This window comes from Pseudomonas fluorescens, from assembly GCF_000802965.1.
In the GTDB taxonomy this organism is placed as follows: Bacteria; Pseudomonadota; Gammaproteobacteria; order Pseudomonadales; family Pseudomonadaceae; genus Aquipseudomonas; species Aquipseudomonas fluorescens_A.
Map to the genome: position 1 here is coordinate 1 of NZ_JSAK01000029.1, position 23,930 is coordinate 23,930.

The following is a 23,930-nucleotide window of genomic DNA, read 5'->3' on the forward strand; positions in this document are numbered from 1 at the left end:
GCTTGCTCGCGATGACGGTGTGTCCGTCCACATCAATGCTGAATGTCAGTCCGCGATCGCGAGCAAGCTTGCTCCTCCTACAGGGACCTTCGATAGTTTCAGCCCTGGTGTACCGCCTGCGGGGGTAGTCACGCGTCACCGGCGCACCTGCCGATCACAAGACTCGAAACCACCCCGCTCCTCTGTAGGAGCAAGCTTGCTCGCGATGACGGTGTATCAGTCGACATCCCCGCCGAATGTAAGTCCGCGATCGCGAGCAAGCTTGCTCCTACAAAGGATCTTCAGTGATCGCGAGAACAACGCGCGCAGTTTCAGCCAGTGGCTGCTGAGTGACCTGGAAGCCGAATGAACTGCATGAACGCCTCGCCCGGCAGCGGGATCGAGAAGAAGTTGCCCTGCCCGACCTCGTAGCCCTGGGCCTTGAGAATGTCTCGCTGGATCGCACACTCGATACCTTCAGCCACTACTTGCAAGGAAAGCCCCTTACCAATTCCGATGACGGATTCGCTCAAGGCCCGGCAAGACGTGTCGTATTCCAGGTCGTCGACAAAACTCTTGTCGAGCTTCAGTTCGCTGATCGGCAGATGCCGCAAATAGCCCAGGCTGGAATAGCCCGTGCCGAAATCATCGATGGCCAGACGCACCCCCAACGCATGCAAGTCGCGGATGGTTTGTTCGGTGCCCGGACTTTTGCTCAGCAGCAGGCCCTCGGTCACTTCCACGCACAGGTCGCTGGGTTGCAGGCCATATCGCCGCAGTTGGTCGTCAATCAGTTCTGCCAGGTTGAGGTTATGGAAATTGATCGGCGACAGGTTGATCGACAGGGACGGGATCACCAGCCCTTGTTGACGCCACTGCGCGAGCTGCTCGCAGGCTTCTTGCAGCACCCACTGACTCAACTCATTGATCAACCCGCATTCCTCGGCCAGCGGGACGAATTGCGAGGGCGAAATATCGCCCAGGGTCGGGTGCCTCCAGCGCGCCAGTGCCTCGACACCGACCAGACGCCCGCTGTTAAGGTCGATTTGCGGCTGATAGAACAATTGCAGGGTATCGCTGGCCAGCGCGTTGCGCAGCGCCGTTTCCATCACCAATCGGTCCTGGGCGATTCTGTTCATCTCTTCGACAAAGAAACTGAAACTGCCGCGCTCGGTGCGCTTGGCCTGATACATCGCAATGTCGGCGCGATGCAGCAGGCTCTCCATGTCTTGGCCATCGGCCGGGAACAGGCTGATGCCCACGCTGGCCGAGACGACCACGGAGGTGCCGGCAATCGTCGACGGGCGATTCAACAGCGCCATCAGCCGTTCAAGAAAGGTCGTGACTTGGGTCGAATCCATGCGTGTCAGCACCAGCACGAACTCATCGCCGGACAGCCGACCGACAAGGTCAGACTCGCGCAGCATGCTGCGTAGCCTCTGCGCCATGACGCGCAGTAATTCGTCTCCCGAGGCATGCCCCAACGCATCGTTGATTTGCTTGAACCGGTCCAGATCGATGAACAGCACCGCAAGCTCGGCCTGTTCGCGGGCCATTTCCAGAAGGCTCCGTTGCGCCTGGGCAAGCAGGAAACTGCGATTGGGCAACCCCGTCAGCCCATCGTAAAAGGCCATCTTTCGAATGGATTGGCGTGCTTCCTCGCGCTCCAGCGCCAACATGCACAGGTGCGTGCCCGCCGTCACCAAATGAGCGTGCAAAGGGTCGGGCCCACGGGCTTCCCTGAAATAAAGGGCAAACGTTGCGGCGATTCGCCCGCAACCATTGCGCACCGGCAACGACCAGCAGGCCTGCAAACCGGATTTCTGCGCCAGGTGTTTGTAGTCGGCCCAGAGCGGGTCGTGATTGATATCCGTCACCAGCACCGGTTCGCCCCGGTACGCAGCGGTGCCGCAAGAGCCCGCCACCGGGCCGATGGACAATCCTTCGATAGCCCTCGAGTAATCCGTAGGCAGGCCAGGACTGGCCAAGGGATGCAGAATCCCTGCCGAATCCACGCTGAGGATCGAGACAATGACTTCGGGAGCAATGCGCTCGATCTCATGACAGAGCAAGGTCAGCACACTCTCCAGGGATTCTTCCTTGAGCAAGGCGCCGATGACTTTTTCCTGGAGCACCTCATGCAGCTTGGACTGAGTGATGTCGGTGAGCACGATGACGATGTTTTCGACCTGCCCTTGCGCGTCGAACACGGGGGTGGAGGACACATGCACCCACAGCCGCTGGCCATTGCGTTTACTGATCAGGGCACTGAACTCATGGGGTTCACCACACAGAATGGCGGCCAGTCCAGGTTCTACGCAGACCTCTGCCCCGGCGTCAGACACAAAGAACATCATCGGTGACTGACCTAACACCTCTTCACGGGTGTAGCCCAGCAGATTCACGAGCCCTTCATTCACATAGATCAGATGTGCATGGGTGTCGACGATGCACGTCGCCGAACTGGTGGCATTGACCGACATCGATAGCAAACGATGCTCGATGTCTTGCAAACGCATTTGCGTGACATCCTTGAGGAACACCGCGTACAGCGTCCGCTCTTGCAAGGCGATTTTCGAAACGGACATGACGCCCCAACGATCCTGACCATCGTTGCGCACGATCCGGACGTCCCGGCTGATGCCGGCAATCTTGTTGCCTGCACTGCGGTTTACACTGACAAAACCATCATGGCGCAGGCTAAGGGCCTGCGGCACCAGGGAGTTGATATCACTGCCGAGCATTTCATTGCGCGAACAGCCCCAGAATCTCTCGGCCGCCGCATTGAAAAACACCACGAGGTCCTGATCATCCACAACCACCACGGCATCAATCGCCTGCTCCAGTGTCTGTACAAAAAAATCCTGAGCCTCTTCGCCACTCGTCAGTTCGACTCTCGTGTTCATGGTTGTTGCCACTTTTATCCATTCAACCACCGCTTTTCATCCATAAAAGCTCGTGGTACGCCAGAAGACCCCTCATTACCGGAAGGGACCTGTCATCGAAGCAACGTTTGATTCAGGCGTTTTGACGCTAAACGGCGGGTTTAACCTGCTGAACGACAGGATCAAGGAGAAAACCCGGCATGCATCTCAGGATAGACGCGAAGTGACAATCTGACGAAGTCATGGCTCAGGGCAATCTGATACCACGCGTGTAGCACTCGGTAACACGACCGCCCTGTAAAGAGGCATTTATTAAACGATTTGCCGTCGCCCTTCCCGTCCCGCAAGGCCAGAGGAGCCATGGCGTACTTTGTGCATCTAAACGCCATCCAATCCGCTTTGAAGCTCTCATGCGCCCCAAGGAACTGAAACTCTGGACCACCGGTGTCGCCCATCTGCTTGATCTGCCCGCAGGGCATTCGCGGTTATCCGGGCTGAGTCACTGGTTGCGGCAAGTATGCCCGGTCGATCATTTCGTCCTGTTTGTCTACGAAGGCAACCATCGACCGTTGGCGCTGTTCGACACCTTCTCGGCGGACAAGCGCGCGGTGTATGTCGACGACTATCAATGCGGGCCTTATCTGCTCGACCCTTTCTACCTCGCCTGCACCCGCGGGCAGGCGCCGGGGCTATGGCGTTTGCGACAATTTGCGCCCGACCACTTCTATCTTGGCGAGTACTACCTGACCTACTACCAGCAAACCGGCCTCGCCGAAGAAGTGGCGTTTTTCGTCGACCTCGGCGGCGGCGCTACCGCAGTGCTGTCGCTGATGCGCTCCTCCACCAGTTGCGCGTTCAGCCGTGACGAAATGCAACTGGTCGAGTGCGCGCAAGCGGTGGTCGAGCAAGTCATCAATGAAGCCTGGCGACTGCGTCAAGCCCAGCAACCGCGCCCGGCACAAGACCTGGACTTCAAGATCCGCGAAGCCTTCGACCACTTCGGGGCGCATATCCTGACCGGGCGCGAGCAGGAAATCGTCCAGCTACTGTTACGCGGCCACTCCAGCGCCTCGGTCGCCGAACAACTGAACATCAGCCCCGGCACGGTGAAGATCCACCGCAAGAACATCTACGCCAAACTTGGCATTGGCAGTCAGTCGGAATTGTTGGGGTTGTTTATTCGTGAGCTCACGGAGAATGAGCTGCAGGTTTCTAGCTTAAACACCGCAATCGTCTAACTCACATCTGTAGGAGCTGCCGCAGGCTGCGATCTTTTGCTTTTGCTTTCAAAAATCAAAAGATCGCAGCCTCGTTTCACTCGACAGCTCCTACAGTGGGTCGCGCAGTTATCCAGGCGGGGCGTGTTACCGTTGGCGTCCAACGCGTATCCCCCGTAGGAGCTGCCGCAGGCTGCGATCTTTTGATCTTGTGTATCTGCCCCCTCCTATCCCCCAAGGGATATATACGCCGCAAAACCCTCATTGCTAGTTTGGCCCCCGACGCGCTGTTTCATCACTGCAAGGGAGCCGACCGTGAACGACAACCAGCCAAGCGATATCGAATTCTGCAATGTGGTCAAACGCTATGGCGAGGTGCAGGCCGTCAACGGCTTGAATTTCGCGGTGCGGCGTGGTTCGTTCCATTCCTTTCTCGGCGGTTCCGGCTGCGGCAAAACCACCACCCTGCGGATGATCGCCGGCTTCGAACAGCCCACCAGCGGTGAAGTGCGTCTGGCCGGCAAGAACGTCGCGGGAGTGCCCGCCTTCGAGCGGCCGGTGAACATGGTGTTCCAGCACTACGCGCTGTTCCCGCACCTGACGGTGGCGCAGAACATTGCCTATGGCTTGCGCTATCGCACGCCGCGCCCCGACAAAAAACAACAGATGCGCATGGCCGATGAAGCCCTGGAGATGGTGCGTCTCAGCGGTTTCGGCCAACGCAAACCCAGCGAACTCTCCGGCGGCCAACAACAACGCGTGGCCCTGGCCCGTGCGCTGGTGAACAAGCCCACCGTGTTGCTACTCGATGAACCGCTGGCCGCGCTGGATCGCAAGCTGCGCAAGGAGATGCAATCGGAGCTGCTGCGCTTGCAGCGCGAAGTCGGCATCACCTTTGTACTGGTGACCCACGATCAGGAAGAAGCGCTGTCGATGAGCGACAGCATCAGCGTGATGCACAACGGCTCAATCATCCAGACCGCCACCCCGGAACAACTCTATGAAGCGCCGGCCAGCCGCTACGTGGCTGACTTTATCGGCGAGTCCAATCTGTTCAACGGCAAGGTCCGCCACCTGCACGGCAACTCGGTGGTGCTACGCACTGAACAGGGCCTTGAATTGAACAGCCCGCTGACCCCTACCGGAAAAGCCCTGAGTGCGGATGCCGACGGTTGCATCGCGGTGCGTCCGGAGCTGATCAGCATCGCCGGCGCCAGCGCCGACATGGCCCGCGAAGTGACGCTGCCCGGTTGCGTGGAAGACCGCATTTACCTGGGCAACTCGACCGAATACCGCGTGCGCACCCAGGCCTTCGGCGTGGTCTGCGTGCGCGTGCCGCGCCAGCAGGATCACGGCGACAACGCATTCGAACACGGCGCGGCAGTGCGCGTCGGCTGGGATCACGCCAATGGCTTGGCCATGGCTTTGTAAATCATCGATTCGTTTCATCAACCGGATGGGGAGCGTGCTATGGACCAGAAAACTTTTATTAAGACCCTGCGCAGCTGGCAGAACGGCTCGATCAGTCGCCGCGACTTCCTCGGCCGCACGGGCCTCGGGATCGCCGCTGCGGTAGTCGCGACCAACATGCCTGGCCTGCTGACCTCGACCGCCGAGGCCGCCGACCAGACCAAACTGGGCGATCGCCTGTCCCTGGCGACCTGGCCGAACTACCACAGCCAGGAAAATCTCGACGCGTTTGCCAAGACCACCGGCGCGCGGGTGTCCATGAGCGTGTTCGGTTCGAACGAAGAAATGCTCGCCAAGTTGCAGGCCGGCGGCAGCGGCTGGGACGTGCTGGTGCCAACCAACTACACCATCAGCACCTACGTCGGCCTGGGCCTGATCGAGCCACTGGACCTGTCGCGCATTCCCAATTTTGACGCCTCAGCGTTCCAGCAGAAATTCATGGCCCAAGGGACGGTCGACGGCAAGGTCTACGCGGTACCGAAAAACTGGGGCACTACCGGCATGCTCTACGACACCGGCAAACTGAAAAACGGCCCGACCAGCTGGAAAGAATTCTGGGCCGCCGCCCAAGGTCCAGCCAGTGGCCGCACCATGGTTCACGACTATCAACTGACCGCCATCGGCAACGCCCTGAAAAGCTTCGGCTACAGCTTCAACTCCCTGGACCCGAAAGAATTGGCCGACGCGGAAAAACTGCTGATCGAGGTCAAGCCGCACCTGTTCGCGATCAACTCCGATATCCAGCCGTCGATGCGCAGCGGCGATGCCTGGCTGGCCATGTCCTGGACCGGTGACGCCTCGCAGTTGCACCGCGACAACGCGCAGATGCAGTTCGAGTTGGGCAAAGAAGGTGGCGAACTGTGGAGCGACTTCTTCGCCATCCCGAAAAACTCGGAGCACAAGGACGCGGCCTACGCCTTCATCAATTACCTGCTCGATCCACAGCACAACAAACTCGAAGTGTTGAGCCACGGCTACCCGAGCGGCGACAAGCGGGTCGACGCCCTGCTGCCGACCGCGATGCTCAGCGATCCGATCATGTACCCGGCCGCCGAAGCCCTCAGTCCACTGGAGTTCGGTGCGGCAGCGACGCTCACCAGCCCGGCGCGCGCCGAACTGATGGCCCGCTTCAAATCCGCCTGATCACCTGCCATGGCTAACGAGGAGTCCCCCATGAATGCCGCCGCCCACCCGCAAACGGTGCAGCCGGGCAGTGCCCTGTCGGTCGAGGTGCGCCAACGACGCAGCCTCGGCCGGCGGATCACCCTGCTGATGCTCTTGCCTTCGACCCTGTGGTTCCTGCTGCTGTTGTTAATGCCGCTGGTGATCATCCTGGTCTTCAGCTTCGGCGAACGCAGCGCCGTGGGCGGTTATGCCGGGGGCTTCACGCTGGCCAATTACCTCAACCTCGGTTCGCGGGCGGCAGCGTTCGGCAACACGCTGGTGTTGGCGCCACTGGGCACGTTGGTGTGCCTGGTGGCGGCTTATCCGCTGGCTTACTTCTTGGCGGTCAAAGTCAGCAAGAACCGTTCGCTACTGCTGACCTTGGTGATCGTGCCGTTCTGGACCAGTTTCCTGATCCGCACCTACGCGTGGATTTTCATCCTCAGCGGCAAGGGTATTCCGGCCTTGCTGGCCAGCCTTGGCCTGGAAGATGTGCGCTTGATCAACACGCCCTGGGCGGTGCTGATCGGCATCGTTTACGGCTACTTGCCGCTGATGGTCTTCCCGATTTACGTCAGCCTGGAAAAACTCGACAAGCGCCTGCTCGAAGCCTCGGCAGACCTGGGCGCCAGCGCCTTCGAAAGCTTTCGGCGCATCACCCTGCCGCTCTCCGCGCCGGGGATCATCACCGGCGTGATGCTGGTGTTCATCCTGCTGATGGGCGAGTTTTTGATCCCGGCCATTCTCGGTGGCGGAAAGGTGTTCTTTGTCGGCAACGCGCTGGTCGACCTGTTCCTGCAATCGCGTAACTGGCCCTTCGGCAGTGCGCTGGCAATGACCCTGGTGGCGATGATGTTGCTGATCATCGGCCTGTATTTGAAGCTGGTGGCGCGCTATGGCGGCCGCCCTGCCGACGGAGGCCTGTGACATGTGGCTGCGCAGCTATTCGACTTCGCTGTACCTGTTTCTCTACGCGCCGATTGCCCTGATTGTTCTGTTCAGCTTCAACGCCGGGCGCAGTGGCCTGGCCTTCGAATGCTGTTCGGTGCAATGGTTCGGCCGCGCCTTCGGCAACCCGTTCATCATGGAAGCGCTCGGCCACAGTGCGTTCATCGCCTTCTGTTCAGCGGTGCTGGCGACGCTGTTCGGCACTCTCGCGGTGTTCGGTTTGCAGCGCGCCGGGCGCAAGGTGCGCCTGCTGTTCGATGCCCTGACCTATTGCGCGATCATCGTTCCGGGCATCGTCATCGGCATCTCGACGCTGATTGCCTTCATCAGCCTGTTCGACCTGATCAACCCGCTGCTGGCGAGCTGGATGCCCAGCGTGCCGCGACTGAACATGGGTTTCTTTACCGTGATCGCTGCGCATTCACTGTTCACCATGGCGCTGGTCATGGTGATCGTGCGCAGTCGCGTCGATTCGCTGGACAAAGCCTTGCTGGAAGCCTCGGCTGACCTCTACGCGCCGCCGATGCAGACTTTCTGGCGGGTGACCCTGCCGCAGATCAGCCCGGCGATCATGGCCGGATTCCTGCTGGCGTTCACCTTCAGCTTCGACGACTTCATCATCGCGTTCTTCGTCGCCGGGTCCGAAACGACCTTGCCGATCTACATCTTTTCCTCCATCCGCCGCGGTGTGACGCCGGAGATCAACGCGATCTCGACAGTGATCATCTGCGTGTCGCTGGCACTGTTGTTCACTTCCCGCTCTCTGCAAAACCGCCAGACCGGCGTCCAGGAGTCGCACCATGCGTGATCAGCTATACATCAATGGCGAGTGGGTCAGCCCGGACCTGGGCGGCTATCTGGACGTCATCGACCCGGCCACCGAGCAAGTTTTTCAGCGCGTCGCCGCTGGCACTGAAGAAGACGTCGACCATGCGGTGCGCGCCGCACGACGAGCATTCGACAACGGCTGGAGCAGCACCAGCGGCGCCGAGCGCGCGCACTGGCTGGAAGCGCTGGCCGATGAACTGGAAAGTGGCCAGCAGGCATTGGCGGAACTGGAAGTGCGCGACAACGGCAAACCCTTGCCCGAAGCGCAGTGGGACATTGGCGATGCGATTGGCTGCTTTCGCTACTACGCAGGTTTGGCCCGTGAGCTGGATCAGCAACAGGACCAGGCATTGGCGTTGCCGGACGAGCGTTTTCGTTGCCGCATCCGCCACGAACCGATTGGCGTGGCCGGACAAATCATCCCGTGGAATTACCCGCTGCTGATGGCCGCGTGGAAAGTCGCGCCGGCACTGGCGGCCGGGGCCACGGTGGTGTTGAAGCCGTCCGAGCTGACGCCGTTGACGGCCTTGGAACTGGCCGCTGCGGCTGACCGCATCGGCCTGCCCGCCGGGGTCTTGAACGTGATCACCGGTCTGGGTGCCGACGCCGGCAGCCCGCTGACCGAGCACCCCGGCGTGGACAAACTGGCCTTCACCGGCAGCGTGCCCACCGGGGCGAAAATCATGTCGGCGGCGGCCCGCGACATCAAGAACATCAGCCTCGAACTGGGCGGAAAATCCGCGTTCATTGTGTTCGACGATGCCGATGTCGAAGCTGCCGTGGAATGGATTCTGTTCGGGATTTTCTGGAACCAGGGCCAGGTGTGCAGCGCCACCTCGCGTCTGCTGGTGCAGGAAAGCATCGCCCCGCGCTTGATCGAAAGACTGGTGGAAGAAACCCGCAAGATCAGCATTGGTCCAGGCATGGAGACCGGTGTTCTGCTGGGGCCTTTGGTCAGCCAAGGCCAGTACGACAAGGTGCTCGGTTTCATCGATCAGGGCCTTGCCAGCGGCGCGCGCCTGCTCACCGGAGGGCGGCGACCGGCGCACTTGCCACAGGGATACTTCGTCGAACCGGCGATCTTCGACGAACCCGGCCACAGCAGCATCCTCTGGCGCGAAGAAGTGTTCGGCCCGGTGTTGTGCATCAAGCGTTTCAAGACCGAAGAACAAGCCGTGCAAATGGCCAACGCCAGCCGCTTCGGGCTCGCCGCCGCGGTGATGAGCGCCGACTTGCAACGCACCGCACGCGTCGCCAACCAGTTGCGCGCCGGGATTGTCTGGGTCAACTGCTCACAACCGACCTTCGTCGAAGCCCCGTGGGGCGGCATGAAACACAGCGGGATCGGCCGTGAGCTGGGCCAATGGGGGTTGCATAACTACCTGGAGGTCAAGCAGGTCACCGAGTACGTCAGTGATCAGCCGTGGGGCTGGTACCTGAAGTAGGAATCGGCTTGCTGGCGATGGCGGCGTATCAATCGACATTGCTGTCATCAGACAAACCGCTATCGCCAGCAAGCCGGCTCCTACAGGTCTTCGCCGCCAGTCCAATCAGCAACCGGCGGCGGTGGTGATCGCATGTTGTTCTGCGCGGGCGTTCTGCTCTTCGATGCTATCCAACCCGTAAAAAAGCAACGTCTTACAGGACAACAGGAATTGTCCGTAGTCGATAGCATTGCTGTGTTTATGGCTCGCCCTCTATAGTCCGATTCACGCATACATGGCTCGAGTTTTGACCTCCCATTGGGCCGCTCTTGGGGCCATATTGCGATGAAACCTCAATGGGGCAGCCGCGCAAGCCCCTGTTCACGGCGGCCGCCGTTTGCCCGTCTTCGATTAATCACATAAGCTGGTCAGCATGAACACACATCCCTCGGAGGCTCCGATGGCCACCACAAAAAAAACCGACAAACCCAACAAAAAGGTTGTTGAGCACGAGCTGACATTCCTTGATGTCAGGCAAGCCGCGCGTGATGGGCAGAAAGTGTTCGATACCTTTGTGATCACTGGCAAGCTGCCTGTTACAAAGTAGGCCTGGATGCCGGCAGTTAAAATCTCTGCGCTTTTTCAGAAAATAAAAAATTGGCGAAACTTTGCAGCACACTTTTATAACTACAAAGTGTGCGGTGAATTGCCTACAATTTTCGGCCGGGACGAAAAGCTCGATTTATGCGACATATTTCATGTCCACCTCGCAAGCTCGCAAGAGACCCAAATCCGTTGGTCCAGGATCAGCCAGCAGTATTACCGCACCGCAAAAATGAACGACCCGGAGAGTGACTTCTGGCTGATTTACGCCTATGACTATTTTAGAGATGAATATCTACTGCTTACGGTCATCGGACCGGATGCGCATAATCGAAGCGAATGGTCATCGTTTTTACGCACAATGCACAGCGACATTGTCAGCCTCTGGATAGTGGGCAAACTGAGTTATCCCGATCTAGACGACTTTTAGTTGAGATGTAACTCACAGGATTTATCCAATGCGCATCGCCTTGCTCTCAGACATCCACTTGTCCGTCAACGCGATACCCTTTCCCGATGTTGACGCCGATGTTGTCGTGCTCGCGGGGGACATTTCCCGGCCGGCCAGGGCCATTGAGTGGGCCAGGTCATGCCCTGCTCCGATTGTGTACGTGGCGGGCAATCATGAGTTTTATGGCAGTGACTTGATCTCGACTTACGATGAGTTGAACAGGTTGTCGCAAGGCACGCAGATCCACGTGCTGGAGCGGTCGGAGTATGTGTACAACGGCGTGCGGTTTTTGGGTTGCACCCTGTGGTCTGACTATCGTCTTTTCGAGGCGCAGGAGGATCGAGCACAGGGAATTGATCTGGCGACGCAGCTCATTCGCGACTTTACCCACATAAAAATCTCGCCGGATTTTCCAGACCTGTTCACTCCGGCCGTTTCCCAACTGATTTTTCTACAGACAGTCGCCTGGCTGGAAGACTGCTGCACCCGTGACAGCCACACGCCCACGGTGGTGGTGTCGCATTTCGCACCGACGCGCTCGAGCATCAGCCCAATGTTCGAACGCTCACCGATCAACTCGAGTTTTGTTTCCGACCTCGAAGAACGAATCAGACACTGGCAGCCGGCACTTTGGCTACATGGTCATACCCACGGCAGCTTCGACTATCGCGTGGGCGATACCCGGGTCATTTGTAATGCCCGGGGCTATGCGAAAAATGGCGTGAATGAAAATCCCCGGTTTGACGGCGCCTTGGTGATTGATTTGTAAGGTCACGGCTCCAACGCCCCGGACGAAGCGACGCAGATCGGCTAACGAATTTCGTATACCCTATCGCCATCTCACTCGAAACGACCGCCGCCGTGAACCTACCCAAATTCAACGCTCCCGACCTTGGCAACACGCCTTCGACTTCGGAAATCATTACTCGTCATCTGCGGGACGCGATCGTCGCCGGGCATTTTGCCGAGGATGAGCCGATCCGTCAGGACGATATTGCCCGCCAGTTCAACGTCAGCAAGATTCCGGTGCGCGAAGCCCTCAAGCGGCTCGAGGCCGAAGGGCTGGTGATGTTTCAGCGCAATCGTGGGGCAATGGTCACGCGGATTTCCGATGCAGAATTGGCGCAGATGTTTGAAGTGCGCATGTTGCTGGAAGACAAGGTGTTGCGCCTGGCGATTCCCAACATGACCGAAGAAACCTTCGCCCGCGCCGAGCGGATCTGCCAGGAATTCATCGGCGAGGACGATGTGGGTCGCTGGGCCGAGCTCAACTGGGAACTGCATTCCTGCCTCTACGAACCGGCGCAACGGCCGTTTCTGGTGAGCCTGATTCGTTCGGTCAACGACAAGCTGGAGCGCTATTTGCGCATGCAGATGAGCCTGTCGGCCGGCAAGGAACGCGCCGATCATGAGCACCGCGAAATCCTCGCGGCCTGTCGTGCCGGCGACGTGGACCTGGCGGTGAAGCTGTTGGACGAGCACATTGCCGGGGTTTGCGAAACCCTGTTCAAACACCTGCCCCACGCCCACTGACCGCTTCCTGTAGGAGCTGTCGAGTGCAACGAGGCTGCGATCTTTTGATCTTGTTTTTTGAAATCAAAAGATCGCAGCCTGCGGCAGCTCCTACAGGTTTCAAGCAATACTCAAATATTGCGGTCAGCACAAATCCCTGTGGGAGCTGGCTCGCCAGCGATGGCGGTGTGTCAGGCGATATTGAAGGTGGTTGTACCGGCCTCATCGCTGGCCAGCCAGCTCCCACAGGTTTCAAGCAATACTCAAATATTGCGGCCAGCACAAATCCCTGTGGGAGCTGGCTCGCCAGCGATCGCGGTGTGTCAGGCGATATTGAAGATGGCTGTACCGGCCTCATCGCTGGCAAGCCAGCTCCTACAGGTTTTGTGGGGTACCCAAGTATTGCGGCCACTTCAAACCCCTGTGCTGATTTCGTCATCGGCACCGGTTAAATCCATCAAGCCGCCACCCGTCTGACGGGCCACTCTTTCATTCACTCAACCGAATGGACGTGGCCCTCCCATGAAACGCATCTCCGTGATCGACTCGCATACCGGCGGCGAACCGACCCGTCTGGTGACCGCCGGCTTTCCTGATCTGGGCAACGGCAGCATGGCCGAACGGCGCAAAATCCTGGCCGAGCAACATGACCAATGGCGCGCCGCCTGTGTGCTCGAACCACGGGGCAGCGACGTGCTGGTGGGCGCCCTGCTCTGCGAACCGGTTGACCCGAGCGCCTGCGCCGGGGTGATTTTCTTCAACAACAGCGGTTACCTGGGCATGTGTGGCCACGGCACTATCGGCCTGGTGGCCTCGCTAGCCCATTTGGGCAAAATCGGGCCCGGCGTGCACAGCATCGAGACGCCGGTTGGCACGGTACAAGCCACCCTGCACGACGATCATTCGGTGAGCGTGCGCAACGTGCCGGCCTACCGTTATCGCAAGGCGCTGCAATTGCAGGTGCCCGGCATCGGTCAGGTGACAGGCGATGTCGCCTGGGGCGGGAACTGGTTTTTCCTGATCGCCGATCATGGCCTGCGAGTGGCCGGCGACAACCTTGACGCGCTGACCGCTTACACCTACGCCGTGCAGCAAGCGCTGGAAACCCAGGGGATTCGTGGCGAAGACGGCGGACTGATCGACCACGTCGAGCTGTTCGCCGATGACGTTCAGGCTGACAGCCGCAACTTCGTCCTGTGCCCCGGCAAAGCCTACGACCGTTCACCTTGTGGCACCGGCACCAGCGCCAAACTGGCCTGCCTGGCGGCCGACGACAAGTTGCAGCCCGGGCAGATCTGGCGTCAGGCGAGTGTCATCGGCAGCGAGTTCGAAGGCTCCTTCGAATGGCAAGGCGAGCGCATCGTACCGACCATTCGTGGCCGTGCGTTCATCAGTGCCGAAGCGAGTCTGATCATCGAACAGGACGACCCGTTCGCCTGGGGAATCCGCCCATGAATCAGGGCCTGGCCGCCGATGTCATCGTGATCGGTGCCGGTATCATCGGCGCGGCGTGCGCCCAGGCGCTGGCGCGTCGCGGCTTGCAAGTGCTGGTGCTCGACGCCGGCCTGCACGGCGCCACGGCGGCAGGCATGGGGCACCTGCTGGTGCTCGACGACAACCCGGCGGAGCTGGCCCTGAGTCAGTATTCCCTGCAACGTTGGCGCGAGCTTGGGCCGGACTTGCCCGACGGCTGCGCCTATCGCAACAACGGCACGCTGTGGCTGGCGGCTAACGCCGAGGAAATGGCGGTCGCCCACAGCAAATACCTCAACCTGAAAGCCCAGGGCGAGGTGTGTGAACTGGTCAGTGCCAGTGCCTTGCGCCAGCGTGAACCGGAGCTGCGTGAAGGCCTTGAAGGCGGTCTGCTGATCAATGGCGACGGCATTCTGTATGCGCCCGCAACGGCCAACTGGATGCTCGACACACCGAACATCCGACAGCGCCGGGCGCGGGTCAGCGAGGTCGATGGCAACCGCGTGCGACTCGATGATGGCCAATGGTTGAGCGCCGAAGCCGTGGTGCTGGCCAACGGTATTCAGGCGACTGAACTGTGCCCGGAGCTGCCCATCGAGCCGAAAAAAGGTCACTTGCTGATCACCGATCGCTACCCCGCCACCGTCACTCATACCCTGGTGGAACTGGGTTACGTCACCAGTGCCCACAACGCCAAAGGCCCTTCGACGGCTTGCAATATTCAGCCGCGTCCGACCGGGCAATTGTTCATTGGCGCCTCGCGGCAATTCGGCACCACCGACCCGCAGGTCGAAGGCTGGATGCTGGCGAAAATGCTCAAGCGCGCCGCCGAATACATGCCGGGGCTGGCCCGGCTCAATGGCATCCGCGCCTGGACCGGGTTTCGCGCCGCCAGCCCCGATGGCTTGCCGCTGGTGGGTCAGCACCCGCAACGCCAAGGCTTGTGGCTGGCGGTCGGTCACGAAGGACTGGGCGTAACCACCGCCCCTGGCACCGCCGACCTGCTGGTGGCGCAACTGTTCAACGAAACCCCGCCACTGGCCGCGCAACCCTATCTGCCCCAACGTTTTCTCGGAGAACCCGCCTATGCCTGACTTGATGCTGGACGGCCGTGCCTTGCGAGTCGCCGAAGGCACCAGCGTCGCCGCTGCCCTGGCCTTGGGCAGTGACGGTTGCGCGCGCACGTCGGTCAGTGGTCAACGCCGCGCACCGCTGTGCGGTATGGGCATTTGCCAGGAATGCCGGGTGACCATCGACGGTCGACGTCGGCTGGCCTGCCAAACCCTCTGCCGAGACGGCATGCAGGTGGAGACACGCCCATGAACGAATACGCCGATCTGTTGATCATCGGTGCCGGCCCCGCAGGCATGGCCGCCGCACTGGCCGCCGCGCCGAGCGGTGCACGTATTGTCATGCTAGACGACAACCCACTGGCGGGCGGACAAATCTGGCGCGACGGTCCGCAGGCCAGCGTGCCGACTCAGGCCCTTCAGATGCGCGAGCGTGTGCAGTCACACAACAACATCCGCCACCACACCGGCACCCGGGTGATCGCCAATCCAGGCCCGAAACAGCTGCTGGTCGAAGATGAGGATCGAGGCTGGCTGATCAGCTACGACAAATTGATCCTGTGCACCGGTGCCCGCGAGTTGCTGCTGCCCTTCCCCGGCTGGACGCTGCCGGGTGTCACCGGGGCCGGCGGCTTGCAGGCGCTGATCAAGGCCGGACTACCGGTGCAGGATGAACGCGTGGTGATCGCCGGCAGCGGGCCGCTGCTATTGGCCAGCGCCGCCACTGCAAAAAAGCACGGCGCAAAAATACAACGCATCGCCGAGCAAGCCTCGCTCACCGCTATTGTCGGTTTCGCCGCGCAACTGCCGCGCTGGCCTGGTAAATGGCTGCAATCGTTCAGTCTGTTCGATCGCAATTACCGCGCCGCCACTCACGTGCTGGCTGCCCTCGGCACGGATCGGCTTGAAGGCGTACGCCTGCAACAGCAGGGCAAAATCGTTGAACTGGAATGTGATCGACTGGCCTGCGGTTTCAGCCTGATTCCGAACATTCAATTGGGCCAGGCATTGGGTTACGCCGTTGAAGGACAAGCGCTGGCGGTGGATGCCTGGCAGGCCAGTCGCGTCGATCATTACGCAGCGGGTGAATGCACCGGTTTCGGCGGCAGTGAACTGGCCTTGGTAGAAGGCGCGATTGCCGGCCACGCCGCCGTTGGCGATGTCGAATCAGCCCGCCAATTGTGGCCGCGCCGGGCACGCTGGCAGGGTTTTTCCAGGGCACTGAATAAAGCCTTCGCCCTCGACTCGCGACTCAAAACCCTGGCCCGTCATGACACTCTGGTTTGTCGCTGCGAAGACGTACCCTACTCGGCGCTCGCCGGGCACTCGGACTGGCGCGCAGCCAAACTGTCCAGCCGCTGTGGCATGGGCGCCTGTCAGGGCCGTGTCTGTGGCGGTGCGGTGGAGCATCTGTTTGGCTGGCAACCCTCGGCGCCGCGTCCGCCCTTCAGCCCGGCGCGCATCGAAACCTTGATGTGCCTGGACGACACCCCGCCCGTGTGATGATTGCGTCAGGGGTTTCGGCCACGCTGCCGAGCCACTATGATCCCGGGGGTCGCCATCAGGCCCCCAACGCCATGTACCCCTCGCTGACCACGTTCAAACCCTGCGATTTGCCGACGCTGCTGAACAGCCTTCAGCCGATCGCGCCCCTGCTCGATACCCTGTCGGACGTGGTGTTTTTCATCAAGGACCGCGAGGCCCGCTACGCCTTCGTCAACCAGACCCTGGCCCGACGCTGCGGCTTCAAACACAGCGATGAGCTGCTGGGTCGCACTGCCGACATGGTCTTCCCGGAGAACTTCGGCCCGCTCTACACCGAGCAGGATCGACGGGTGCTGTCCAGCGGCCGGGTACTGGCCGATCAACTGGAACTGCACCTGTATTTCGGCAACCAGCCGATCTGGTGCCTGACCCACAAACTCGCCCTGAAAGATGAACAGGGTCACATCGTTGGCCTGGCCGGTATTTCCCGTGACCTGCAATCGCCACAGTCCAGTCATCCGGCTTATCAGAAACTCGCGGCAGTGGATTCGCATATTCGTGATCACTTTGCCCGGCCGATCAGCCTTGCCGAATTGACGGACATTGCCGGGTATTCCGTGGCGCAACTGGAGCGTCATTGCAAACGGGTGTTCCAGCTCACCCCGCGGCAGATGATTCACAAGGCGCGGCTGGAAGAGGGTTCGCGGTTGTTGTTGCACAGTGATTTGCCGATTACCGAGATTGCCTTGCGGTGTGGGTATACGGACCACAGTGCGTTCAGTCGACAGTTTCGGGCGTTGACCAGTTTGTCGCCGAGTCAGTATCGGGGGGATCGGGGTTAAGGCGCTTTTGGACCGGTGAGGCATATCCGTTTTTTGAGTTACGGCGGCTATGGGTTCCGCCCTTACGTCGGGTCACTTTGAAAAGCCTGCTCGCGATGGAGGTCAACGATGACGCGGGGAGCCTGACACCCCGCGGTGCTCTCAGGTTTTTCGCGAGCAGGCTCGCTCCTACAGAGCACGCCGCCATCGGCCATCCATGGCCGGGAATCCATCAGCGGCCGTGCTCCCCTGTAGGAGCTGCCGAAGGCTGCGATCTTTTGATCCTGCCTTTGTCGTTGCTTCGCCCTTGTCATTTGCTTCAACGCCCGAGAGCGGCTACGTGCATTCGGTCTTTGGAAGAGGTGCAGACAGATCAAACGCCAAAGCCAATCAAGATCAAAAGATCGCAGCCTTCGGCAGCTCCTACAGGGTAAATGCGCACTCTTTCGACCAGGTCGGCTGTCAGGCCGCCTCGCTTTTCCAAGTGACGCGCCGTAAGGGCGAATCCGCCGGCGGCTGTTACCGAAGAAACGGATATGTACTCCCATGTTTCTTAACGGGGCACCGGAACGACTACTGCTCCCATATGTAACACCGACCAGCGAAACCACGACGCCCCCACCCAAAGCACGACCGCCAGAACACCTCTGCCTAAAGCCTCAACCACAAATTAAATCCAAAAACTGGAAACCGGCACATTGATTGCTATTGTTAATATCGTATACGAAATCCCCAATACGGTAATTCAACAGCACTTAACCCAACGAGGCCTCTATGAAAAACCCCGCATTTGCCGTAGCCCTCAGCGCTGTTCTCAGTTCTTCCTTCGTCGCCACCGCCCAGGCCGACAAGCTCGACGACATCATTGGCTCCGGCAAGCTGCGCTGTGCCGTGACCCTGGACTTCCCGCCCATGGGTTTCCGCGATGCGAGTAACAACCCGGCCGGTTTCGACGTGGACTACTGCAACGACCTCGCGAAGATTCTAGGAGTCGAGGCTGAAGTGGTCGAGACGCCCTTCCCCGACCGTATCCCGGCACTGGTTTCCGGCCGGGCCGACGTGATTGTTGCATCCACGTCCGACACCCTCGAACGCGCCAAGACCGTCGGCCTCACCGTGCCCTACTTCGCGTTCCAGATGGTCGTGCTGACCCGCGACAACACCGGCATCAACGGCTTCGACGACCTCAAGGGCAAACCGGTGGGCAACACCAGCGGCACCTACGAGGCCATCGCCCTGGAGAAAGATGTGAAGAACTGGGGCAGCGGCAGTTTCCGGGCTTATCAGTCGCAGAACGACACGCTGCTGGCCGTCGCTCAGGGCCACATCGACGCTACTGTGGTCACCAACACCGTCGCCGCCGCCACGCTCAAATCGGGCAAGTACAAAAACCTCAAAGTCGCCGGCAACGCGCCGTACGTGATCGACTATGTGTCTCTCGGTGCCAAGCGCAGCGAGTATGGCCTGCTCAACTACCTCGACCTGTTCGTCAACCAGCAGGTGCGCACCGGGCGTTACAAGGAGCTGTTCGTTAAATGGGTCGGCACCGACATCGCACCGGCCGACCTGACCGTGCCAAAGGTCTACTACTAAGGTGTCCGGCATGCCCAGGTCCATTTCTCTGACCGGTCGTAGCCTGGTCGCGGGCGCCGCCGAGGGTGCCCTGTTGTTCGCCGATGTCGGGTTGAGTTTCTGGGGCGGGGTTGACGCCGCCAGTGGCGAGGTCATCGATCGCCACCACCCGCTCAGCGGCGAACACTTGGCCGGCCGTGTGCTGGCGATTCCCAGCGGGCGCGGCTCGTGCACCGGCAGCAGCGTGATGATGGAGCTGATCAGCAACGGCCATGCACCGGCGGCACTGGTGCTGGCCGAACCCGATGAGATCCTGACCCTGGGCGTGCTCGTGGCGCAGACGATTTTCGAGCGTTCCCTGCCGGTGCTGTGCATCGGCCAGGAGGCCTTCGCCGCCCTGCGCGGCAAGACTTTTGCCCGGGTCGAAGATTCAACACTGACTACATTCGAACACCTGCCGGGCGATGCCTGGCAGGCACTCGAAAATCAGCCGCAGACAGAAGACCGACCTACCGCTATCGAACTCACCGAACACGATCAAGCGCTGCTCGACGGCCAGCACGGCAAGGCTGCACAAATGGCCATGCAGATCGTCCTGCGCATGGCAGAACTGCAAGGCGCCCGCCAATTGGTGGATGTCACCCAGGCGCACATCGACGGCTGCATTTACACAGGACCGGCGAGCCTGCAATTTGCCCGGCAACTGGTGCAATGGGGCGCGAAGGTTCGAGTGCCCACCACCCTCAATTCGATTTCCGTGGATCAGCGCCGCTGGCGCGAATTGGGCATCGACCCAGCGCTCGGCGAACCGGCCAGTGCCTTGGGTGATGCCTACATGGCAATGGGCGCGCAACTGAGTTTTACCTGTGCGCCGTACCTGCTCGACAGTGCGCCCAAGGCTGGCGAGCAGATTGTCTGGGCCGAATCCAACGCCGTGGTTTACGCCAACAGCGTGCTCGGCGCCCGCACGCTGAAGTATCCGGACTACCTCGACATCTGCATCGCCCTGACCGGCCGCGCGCCGTTGATTGGCTGCCACCTCGACGCGCCACGCAAGGCCCGGTTGCAGATCGAGTTGCCCGCCCTCGGTGAACTGGACGATGCCTTTTATCCGCTGCTCGGCTATCACATCGGCACACTGGCCGGCAGCCGCGTGCCACTGGTGCTAGGCCTGGAAAACCGCAAGCCGACCCTGGACGATCTCAAAGCCTTCGGTGCAGCGTTCGCCACCACCTCGGCGGCGCCGCTGTTTCATATCGCCGGGGTCACGCCGGAGGCCATCGACCCGGCACAGGTGCTGGAAGCGGACGAATCCATACCCGTGGAAAAAATCCACCTGAAGGACCTTCTGCTCAGTTGGCGCGAGCTCAACAGTGCCAGTGACAATCGCGTGGATGTGGTGTCACTGGGCAACCCGCATTTTTCCCTCAGCGAGTTCGCCCACCTCGCGCAGCTGTGCCGGGGCCGGCACAAACACCCGGACGTGGTGGTCGCCATCACTTGCGGGCGTGCCGTGCTGGAACAGTCGCGCGAAGCCGGGTATATCGCGGTGATCGAAACCTTCGGCGCCACGCTGGTCACCGACACCTGCTGGTGCATGCTCGGCGAGCCGGTAATTCCGCTGGCCGCGAAAAACCTCATGACCAACTCCGGCAAGTACGCCCATTACGCCCCAGGGCTGGTGGGTCGAAAAGTGCATTTCGCCAGCCTCGCCGAATGCGTCAATGCCGCTTGTAACGCCACGGCCAGCGGACGCCTGCCGGCCTGGCTGCTACCTGCCGCCCACCTGGAGAGCCCCGTGCATGTTTGATTACACCTTCCAATGGCGCGCGGCCCTGCGCGCCCTGCCGGACATGCTCGCCGGCGCCCTGGTCACCTTCGAGACCGCAGCGCTGTCGATGATCTTCGGCGTGCTGATTGCCCTGGCCCTGACGGTCATGCGCGAAAGCAAAAATACGCTGCTGCGCGGGTTCGGCAACGGCTGGGTATCGATTGCCCGCAACACACCGTCGCTGTTCCAGATCTATGTCCTGTACTTCGGACTTGGTTCGCTGGGGTTGCATGTCAGTTCGTGGCTGGCGCTGCTGGCGGGGATCACGTTCAACAACGCCGGTTATCTCGCGGAAAACTTCCGCGGCGGCCTCAAGGCCGTTCCCACGACACAGGTTCGCGCCGCGCGTTCGCTGGGCATGAGTGCCTTCCAGGCCTACCGGATGATCATCGTCCCGCAGCTGCTGCGGATCGTCTTCTACCCGCTGACCAATCAGATGGTCTGGGCGGTGTTGATGACGTCGCTGGGGGTGATCGTCGGGCTGAACAATGACCTGACGGGTGTGACCCAGGAATACAACGTCAAAACCTTCCGCACTTTCGAATATTTCGCCATCGCGGCCGTGCTGTATTACGCGATTGCCAAGGCGATCGTCGCGACAGCCCGGCTGATGGCCTGGCGGTTGTTCCGTTACTGAGGAGTGTCCATGTTTGCCACCGATTTTTCCTCGAACGACCTGTTGTTCCTGCTCAACGGCGCCTGGGTCACGCTGCAGTTGACGTTCTGGTCGATCATCCTCGGCTCCATCGCCGGGCTGCTGTTCGGCCTGCTGCGCGCCCTGTTGCCACGGGCCAGCCTGCCGTTGGCCTGGGTGCTGGACGTGTTTCGCAGCGTGCCGTTGCTGATCCAGTTCGTGCTGTTCAACTCACTGAAAAGCATCGTAGGCCTGAACATCAGCGCCTTCAGCGTCGGTTGCATCGTACTGGGAACCTACACCGCCGCGTACTTCACCGAGATCGTGCGCGGCGGCGTATTGGCGGTGCCGTTCACGGTACGCCGGGCCAGTCGTTCGCTGGGCCTGAGCTTCCTGCAGGACCTGCGCTGGATCGTCCTGCCGATGGCCACCCGCGTCGCCTTCCCCGGCTGGCTGAACCTGGTGCTCGGTGTGATGAAAGACACTGCGCTGGTGATGTGGATCGGCATCGTCGAACTGCTGCGCGCCTCGCAAACCATCGTGACCCGCATCCAGGAACCGTTGCTGGTGCTGTGCATCGCGGGCCTTATCTACTACGTCATGAGCCTGGTGGTTGCACGCCTGGGCGCTCGTCTGGAAAGAAGGTGGCAAGAAAATGATTGAGATCGACAACGTACATAAATCCTTCGGCAACCTGGAAGTGGTCAAGGGCGTAAACCTGACGGTGAACAAGGGCGAGGTGGTGTCGATCATCGGCGGCTCGGGCTCTGGCAAGTCGACCCTGCTGATGTGCATCAACGGCCTGGAGCCGATCCAGAAAGGCAACATCCGCGTCGACGGAGTCGAAGTCCATCACAGCGCCACCGACCTCAATCGCCTGCGGCAGAAGATCGGCATCGTGTTCCAGCAGTGGAATGCCTTCCCGCATCTGACCGTGCTGGAAAACGTCATGCTCGCACCACGCAAGGTGCTGGGCAAAAGCAAGGCCGAAGCCGAGGAACTGGCAGTGCAACAACTGACCCATGTGGGGCTGGGCGACAAGCTCAAGACCTTCCCCGGCAAGCTGTCCGGCGGTCAGCAGCAACGCATGGCCATCGCCCGCGCCCTGGCCATGTCGCCGGACTACATGCTGTTCGACGAGGCCACCTCGGCCCTCGACCCGCAACTGGTGGGCGAGGTTCTGGACACCATGCGCATGCTGGCTGAAGACGGCATGACCATGGTTCTGGTGACCCACGAGATCCGCTTTGCCCGCGACGTGTCCGACCGAGTGGCGTTCTTTCGCAATGGTCTGGTGCATGAAATCGGGTCGCCGGATCAGGTGATTGGCAATCCGCTGCATGCGGAGACGGCGGCGTTTCTTAAATCGGTGAAATAACCACTGGCCTCATCGCTGGCAAGCCAGCTCCCACAGTGATTTGGAGTGGTCACCGATTTTGTGTACACCATCAAACCTGTGGGAGCTGGCTTGCCAGCGATGAGGCCCTCACAGGTATTACAAGGAGGAAAGCATGCGCTCATCAAAAGTCATCCACGTCGTCAGCTGCCACGCCGAAGGTGAAGTCGGCGATGTGATCGTCGGCGGCATCGCCCCGCCGCCCGGCGACACGGTGTGGGAACAGTCACGCTGGATTGCCAAGGATGAAACCCTGCGCAACTTCGTGCTCAACGAACCGCGCGGCGGGGTGTTTCGTCACGTCAACCTGCTGGTTCCCGCCAAAGACCCAAGGGCACAAATGGCCTGGATCATCATGGAACCGGCGGACACCCCGCCGATGTCCGGCTCGAACTCGCTGTGCGTGGCCACCGTGTTGCTCGATAGCGGTATCCTGCCAATGACCGAGCCGCAAACCCGCCTGGTGCTGGAGGCGCCCGGCGGCTTGATCGAGGCCGTGGCCGACTGCCGTGACGGTAAGGTCGAACGGGTAGAAATCAAAAACGTACCCTCCTTCGCCGATCGCCTGGATGCGTGGATCGAAGTCGAAGGTCTCGGCTCGCTCAAGGTCGATACCGCTTACGGTGGCGACAGCTTTGTGATCGCTGATGCCAAGGGCCTGGGCTTTTCCATCCGCCCGGACGAAGCGGCTGATCTGGTGGAGGTCGGGCTGAAAATCACCCGTGCCGCCAACGAACAACTGGGTTTCGTTCATCCGCTGAATCCGGACTGGTCGCACATTTCTTTCTGCCAGATTGCCGCGCCCATCGTCCATGAAAACGGCATCGCCACCGGCGCCAACGCCGTGGTCATTCAGCCGGGCAAAATCGACCGCTCGCCCACTGGCACCGGTTGCTCGGCGCGCATGGCGGTGTTGCAGGCCAAGGGTTTGATGCAGGTCGGCGAGCGGTTTATCGGGCGTTCGATCCTGGGTTCCGAGTTCCACTGCCGCATCGATTCGCTGACCGAAGTGGCCGGTCGCGCCGCCATCTATCCGTGCATTTCCGGGCGTGCCTGGATCACCGGCACCCACCAATTGCTGCTCGACCCGAGCGATCCGTGGCCGCAGGGTTATCGCCTCTCGGATACCTGGCCCGGTGCATGACATAGAGCTTTTTGTGGCGAGGG

23 protein-coding genes are annotated in these 23,930 nt (G+C 60.6%); 22 read left to right on the forward strand and 1 reads right to left on the reverse strand.

Annotated elements, in window-relative coordinates:
* Nucleotides 1-311: 311 nt before the first annotated feature.
* The gene (locus NL64_RS22135) at nucleotides 312-2,885 is read right to left on the reverse strand and encodes a sensor domain-containing protein (RefSeq protein WP_034150188.1); all 2,574 of its coding nucleotides are present in this window, start codon (nucleotides 2,883-2,885) and stop codon (nucleotides 312-314) included.
* A gap of 389 nt (nucleotides 2,886-3,274) precedes the next feature.
* Here NL64_RS22135 and NL64_RS22140 point away from each other — a divergent pair, with 389 nt between their 5' ends.
* The 22 genes from NL64_RS22140 to NL64_RS22240 all read left to right on the forward strand — a co-directional run bounded on the left by NL64_RS22140 (nucleotide 3,275) and on the right by NL64_RS22240 (nucleotide 23,907).
* Nucleotides 3,275-4,102 (forward strand): response regulator transcription factor, encoded by an 828-nt coding sequence (locus NL64_RS22140; protein ID WP_034150189.1) that lies wholly within the window; start codon nucleotides 3,275-3,277, stop codon nucleotides 4,100-4,102.
* A 294-nt stretch (nucleotides 4,103-4,396) separates the two neighbouring features.
* A complete protein-coding gene (locus NL64_RS22145; protein WP_034150190.1) occupies nucleotides 4,397-5,512 on the forward strand; it encodes an ABC transporter ATP-binding protein in 1,116 nt (371 codons plus the stop codon).
* 39 nt (nucleotides 5,513-5,551) lie between these two features.
* Nucleotides 5,552-6,694: an ABC transporter substrate-binding protein gene (locus NL64_RS22150; protein WP_034150191.1), complete on the forward strand. Its 1,143-nt coding sequence runs from the start codon at nucleotides 5,552-5,554 to the stop codon at nucleotides 6,692-6,694.
* Between the two features lie 30 nt (nucleotides 6,695-6,724).
* Nucleotides 6,725-7,642 (forward strand): ABC transporter permease, encoded by a 918-nt coding sequence (locus NL64_RS22155; protein ID WP_034150192.1) that lies wholly within the window; start codon nucleotides 6,725-6,727, stop codon nucleotides 7,640-7,642.
* A 1-nt stretch (nucleotide 7,643) separates the two neighbouring features.
* A complete protein-coding gene (locus NL64_RS22160; RefSeq protein ID WP_034150364.1) occupies nucleotides 7,644-8,471 on the forward strand; it encodes an ABC transporter permease in 828 nt (275 codons plus the stop codon).
* Nucleotides 8,464-9,936, forward strand: a complete 1,473-nt coding sequence (locus NL64_RS22165) for an aldehyde dehydrogenase family protein (RefSeq protein ID WP_034150193.1) — start codon at nucleotides 8,464-8,466, stop codon at nucleotides 9,934-9,936. The genes NL64_RS22160 and NL64_RS22165 overlap by 8 nt, the downstream gene beginning before the upstream one ends.
* A 439-nt stretch (nucleotides 9,937-10,375) precedes the next feature.
* Nucleotides 10,376-10,522 (forward strand): hypothetical protein, encoded by a 147-nt coding sequence (locus tag NL64_RS30400; protein WP_172668697.1) that lies wholly within the window; start codon nucleotides 10,376-10,378, stop codon nucleotides 10,520-10,522.
* A gap of 6 nt (nucleotides 10,523-10,528) precedes the next feature.
* Entirely contained in the window at nucleotides 10,529-10,948 is a 420-nt protein-coding gene (locus NL64_RS22170) for a type II toxin-antitoxin system YafO family toxin (RefSeq protein ID WP_034150194.1), read from the forward strand.
* 28 nt (nucleotides 10,949-10,976) lie between these two features.
* Entirely contained in the window at nucleotides 10,977-11,738 is a 762-nt protein-coding gene (locus tag NL64_RS22175) for a metallophosphoesterase (RefSeq protein ID WP_034150195.1), read from the forward strand.
* A gap of 92 nt (nucleotides 11,739-11,830) precedes the next feature.
* Nucleotides 11,831-12,502, forward strand: a complete 672-nt coding sequence (locus NL64_RS22180) for a GntR family transcriptional regulator (RefSeq protein ID WP_034150196.1) — start codon at nucleotides 11,831-11,833, stop codon at nucleotides 12,500-12,502.
* A 23-nt stretch (nucleotides 12,503-12,525) separates the two neighbouring features.
* Nucleotides 12,526-12,933 carry a hypothetical protein gene (locus NL64_RS30175; protein ID WP_155292774.1) on the forward strand — a complete coding sequence of 136 codons (408 nt, stop codon included), beginning with the start codon at nucleotides 12,526-12,528 and terminating at the stop codon, nucleotides 12,931-12,933.
* Nucleotides 12,934-13,003: 70 nt separating this feature from the next.
* Nucleotides 13,004-13,936: a 4-hydroxyproline epimerase gene (locus NL64_RS22185; RefSeq protein ID WP_034150197.1), complete on the forward strand. Its 933-nt coding sequence runs from the start codon at nucleotides 13,004-13,006 to the stop codon at nucleotides 13,934-13,936.
* Entirely contained in the window at nucleotides 13,933-15,048 is a 1,116-nt protein-coding gene (locus NL64_RS22190; RefSeq protein ID WP_034150198.1) for an NAD(P)/FAD-dependent oxidoreductase, read from the forward strand. Before NL64_RS22185 ends, NL64_RS22190 begins: the two co-directional genes overlap by 4 nt.
* A complete protein-coding gene (locus NL64_RS22195) occupies nucleotides 15,041-15,277 on the forward strand; it encodes a (2Fe-2S)-binding protein (protein WP_034150199.1) in 237 nt (78 codons plus the stop codon). The genes NL64_RS22190 and NL64_RS22195 overlap by 8 nt, the downstream gene beginning before the upstream one ends.
* On the forward strand, nucleotides 15,274-16,527 hold the full coding sequence (locus NL64_RS22200) for an NAD(P)/FAD-dependent oxidoreductase (RefSeq protein WP_034150200.1): 1,254 nt from the start codon (nucleotides 15,274-15,276) through the stop codon (nucleotides 16,525-16,527). Before NL64_RS22195 ends, NL64_RS22200 begins: the two co-directional genes overlap by 4 nt.
* 74 nt (nucleotides 16,528-16,601) lie before the next feature.
* Nucleotides 16,602-17,351: an AraC family transcriptional regulator gene (locus tag NL64_RS22205; RefSeq protein ID WP_034150365.1), complete on the forward strand. Its 750-nt coding sequence runs from the start codon at nucleotides 16,602-16,604 to the stop codon at nucleotides 17,349-17,351.
* Nucleotides 17,352-18,104: 753 nt separating this feature from the next.
* Nucleotides 18,105-18,923 carry an ABC transporter substrate-binding protein gene (locus tag NL64_RS22215; RefSeq protein ID WP_034150202.1) on the forward strand — a complete coding sequence of 273 codons (819 nt, stop codon included), beginning with the start codon at nucleotides 18,105-18,107 and terminating at the stop codon, nucleotides 18,921-18,923.
* 10 nt (nucleotides 18,924-18,933) lie between these two features.
* The gene (lhpI, locus tag NL64_RS22220; RefSeq protein ID WP_034150203.1) at nucleotides 18,934-20,712 is read left to right on the forward strand and encodes a cis-3-hydroxy-L-proline dehydratase; all 1,779 of its coding nucleotides are present in this window, start codon (nucleotides 18,934-18,936) and stop codon (nucleotides 20,710-20,712) included.
* A complete protein-coding gene (locus tag NL64_RS22225; RefSeq protein WP_034150204.1) occupies nucleotides 20,705-21,370 on the forward strand; it encodes an amino acid ABC transporter permease in 666 nt (221 codons plus the stop codon). The genes lhpI and NL64_RS22225 overlap by 8 nt, the downstream gene beginning before the upstream one ends.
* A gap of 9 nt (nucleotides 21,371-21,379) precedes the next feature.
* Nucleotides 21,380-22,030, forward strand: coding sequence for an amino acid ABC transporter permease (locus tag NL64_RS22230; RefSeq protein WP_034150205.1), 651 nt, complete (start codon nucleotides 21,380-21,382; stop codon nucleotides 22,028-22,030).
* Entirely contained in the window at nucleotides 22,023-22,745 is a 723-nt protein-coding gene (locus NL64_RS22235; protein WP_034150206.1) for an amino acid ABC transporter ATP-binding protein, read from the forward strand. Before NL64_RS22230 ends, NL64_RS22235 begins: the two co-directional genes overlap by 8 nt.
* 133 nt (nucleotides 22,746-22,878) lie before the next feature.
* Complete coding sequence (locus NL64_RS22240; RefSeq protein WP_034150207.1) at nucleotides 22,879-23,907, forward strand: trans-3-hydroxy-L-proline dehydratase; 1,029 nt, start codon at nucleotides 22,879-22,881, stop codon at nucleotides 23,905-23,907.
* Nucleotides 23,908-23,930: the final 23 nt, after the last annotated feature.

Coding starts and splice junctions, on each gene's coding strand:
- NL64_RS22135 (WP_034150188.1), bottom strand. CDS start 2,885: ATGAACACGAGAGTCGAACTGACGAGTGGCGAAGAGGCTCAGGATTTT.
- NL64_RS22140 (WP_034150189.1), top strand. CDS start 3,275: ATGCGCCCCAAGGAACTGAAACTCTGGACCACCGGTGTCGCCCATCTG.
- NL64_RS22150 (WP_034150191.1), top strand. CDS start 5,552: ATGGACCAGAAAACTTTTATTAAGACCCTGCGCAGCTGGCAGAACGGC.
- NL64_RS22155 (WP_034150192.1), top strand. CDS start 6,725: ATGAATGCCGCCGCCCACCCGCAAACGGTGCAGCCGGGCAGTGCCCTG.
- NL64_RS22160 (WP_034150364.1), top strand. CDS start 7,644: ATGTGGCTGCGCAGCTATTCGACTTCGCTGTACCTGTTTCTCTACGCG.
- NL64_RS22165 (WP_034150193.1), top strand. CDS start 8,464: ATGCGTGATCAGCTATACATCAATGGCGAGTGGGTCAGCCCGGACCTG.
- NL64_RS30400 (WP_172668697.1), top strand. CDS start 10,376: ATGGCCACCACAAAAAAAACCGACAAACCCAACAAAAAGGTTGTTGAG.
- NL64_RS22170 (WP_034150194.1), top strand. CDS start 10,529: ATGCCGGCAGTTAAAATCTCTGCGCTTTTTCAGAAAATAAAAAATTGG.
- NL64_RS22175 (WP_034150195.1), top strand. CDS start 10,977: ATGCGCATCGCCTTGCTCTCAGACATCCACTTGTCCGTCAACGCGATA.
- NL64_RS22185 (WP_034150197.1), top strand. CDS start 13,004: ATGAAACGCATCTCCGTGATCGACTCGCATACCGGCGGCGAACCGACC.
- NL64_RS22190 (WP_034150198.1), top strand. CDS start 13,933: ATGAATCAGGGCCTGGCCGCCGATGTCATCGTGATCGGTGCCGGTATC.
- NL64_RS22195 (WP_034150199.1), top strand. CDS start 15,041: ATGCCTGACTTGATGCTGGACGGCCGTGCCTTGCGAGTCGCCGAAGGC.
- NL64_RS22200 (WP_034150200.1), top strand. CDS start 15,274: ATGAACGAATACGCCGATCTGTTGATCATCGGTGCCGGCCCCGCAGGC.
- NL64_RS22205 (WP_034150365.1), top strand. CDS start 16,602: ATGTACCCCTCGCTGACCACGTTCAAACCCTGCGATTTGCCGACGCTG.
- NL64_RS22215 (WP_034150202.1), top strand. CDS start 18,105: ATGAAAAACCCCGCATTTGCCGTAGCCCTCAGCGCTGTTCTCAGTTCT.
- lhpI (WP_034150203.1), top strand. CDS start 18,934: ATGCCCAGGTCCATTTCTCTGACCGGTCGTAGCCTGGTCGCGGGCGCC.
- NL64_RS22225 (WP_034150204.1), top strand. CDS start 20,705: ATGTTTGATTACACCTTCCAATGGCGCGCGGCCCTGCGCGCCCTGCCG.
- NL64_RS22230 (WP_034150205.1), top strand. CDS start 21,380: ATGTTTGCCACCGATTTTTCCTCGAACGACCTGTTGTTCCTGCTCAAC.
- NL64_RS22235 (WP_034150206.1), top strand. CDS start 22,023: ATGATTGAGATCGACAACGTACATAAATCCTTCGGCAACCTGGAAGTG.
- NL64_RS22240 (WP_034150207.1), top strand. CDS start 22,879: ATGCGCTCATCAAAAGTCATCCACGTCGTCAGCTGCCACGCCGAAGGT.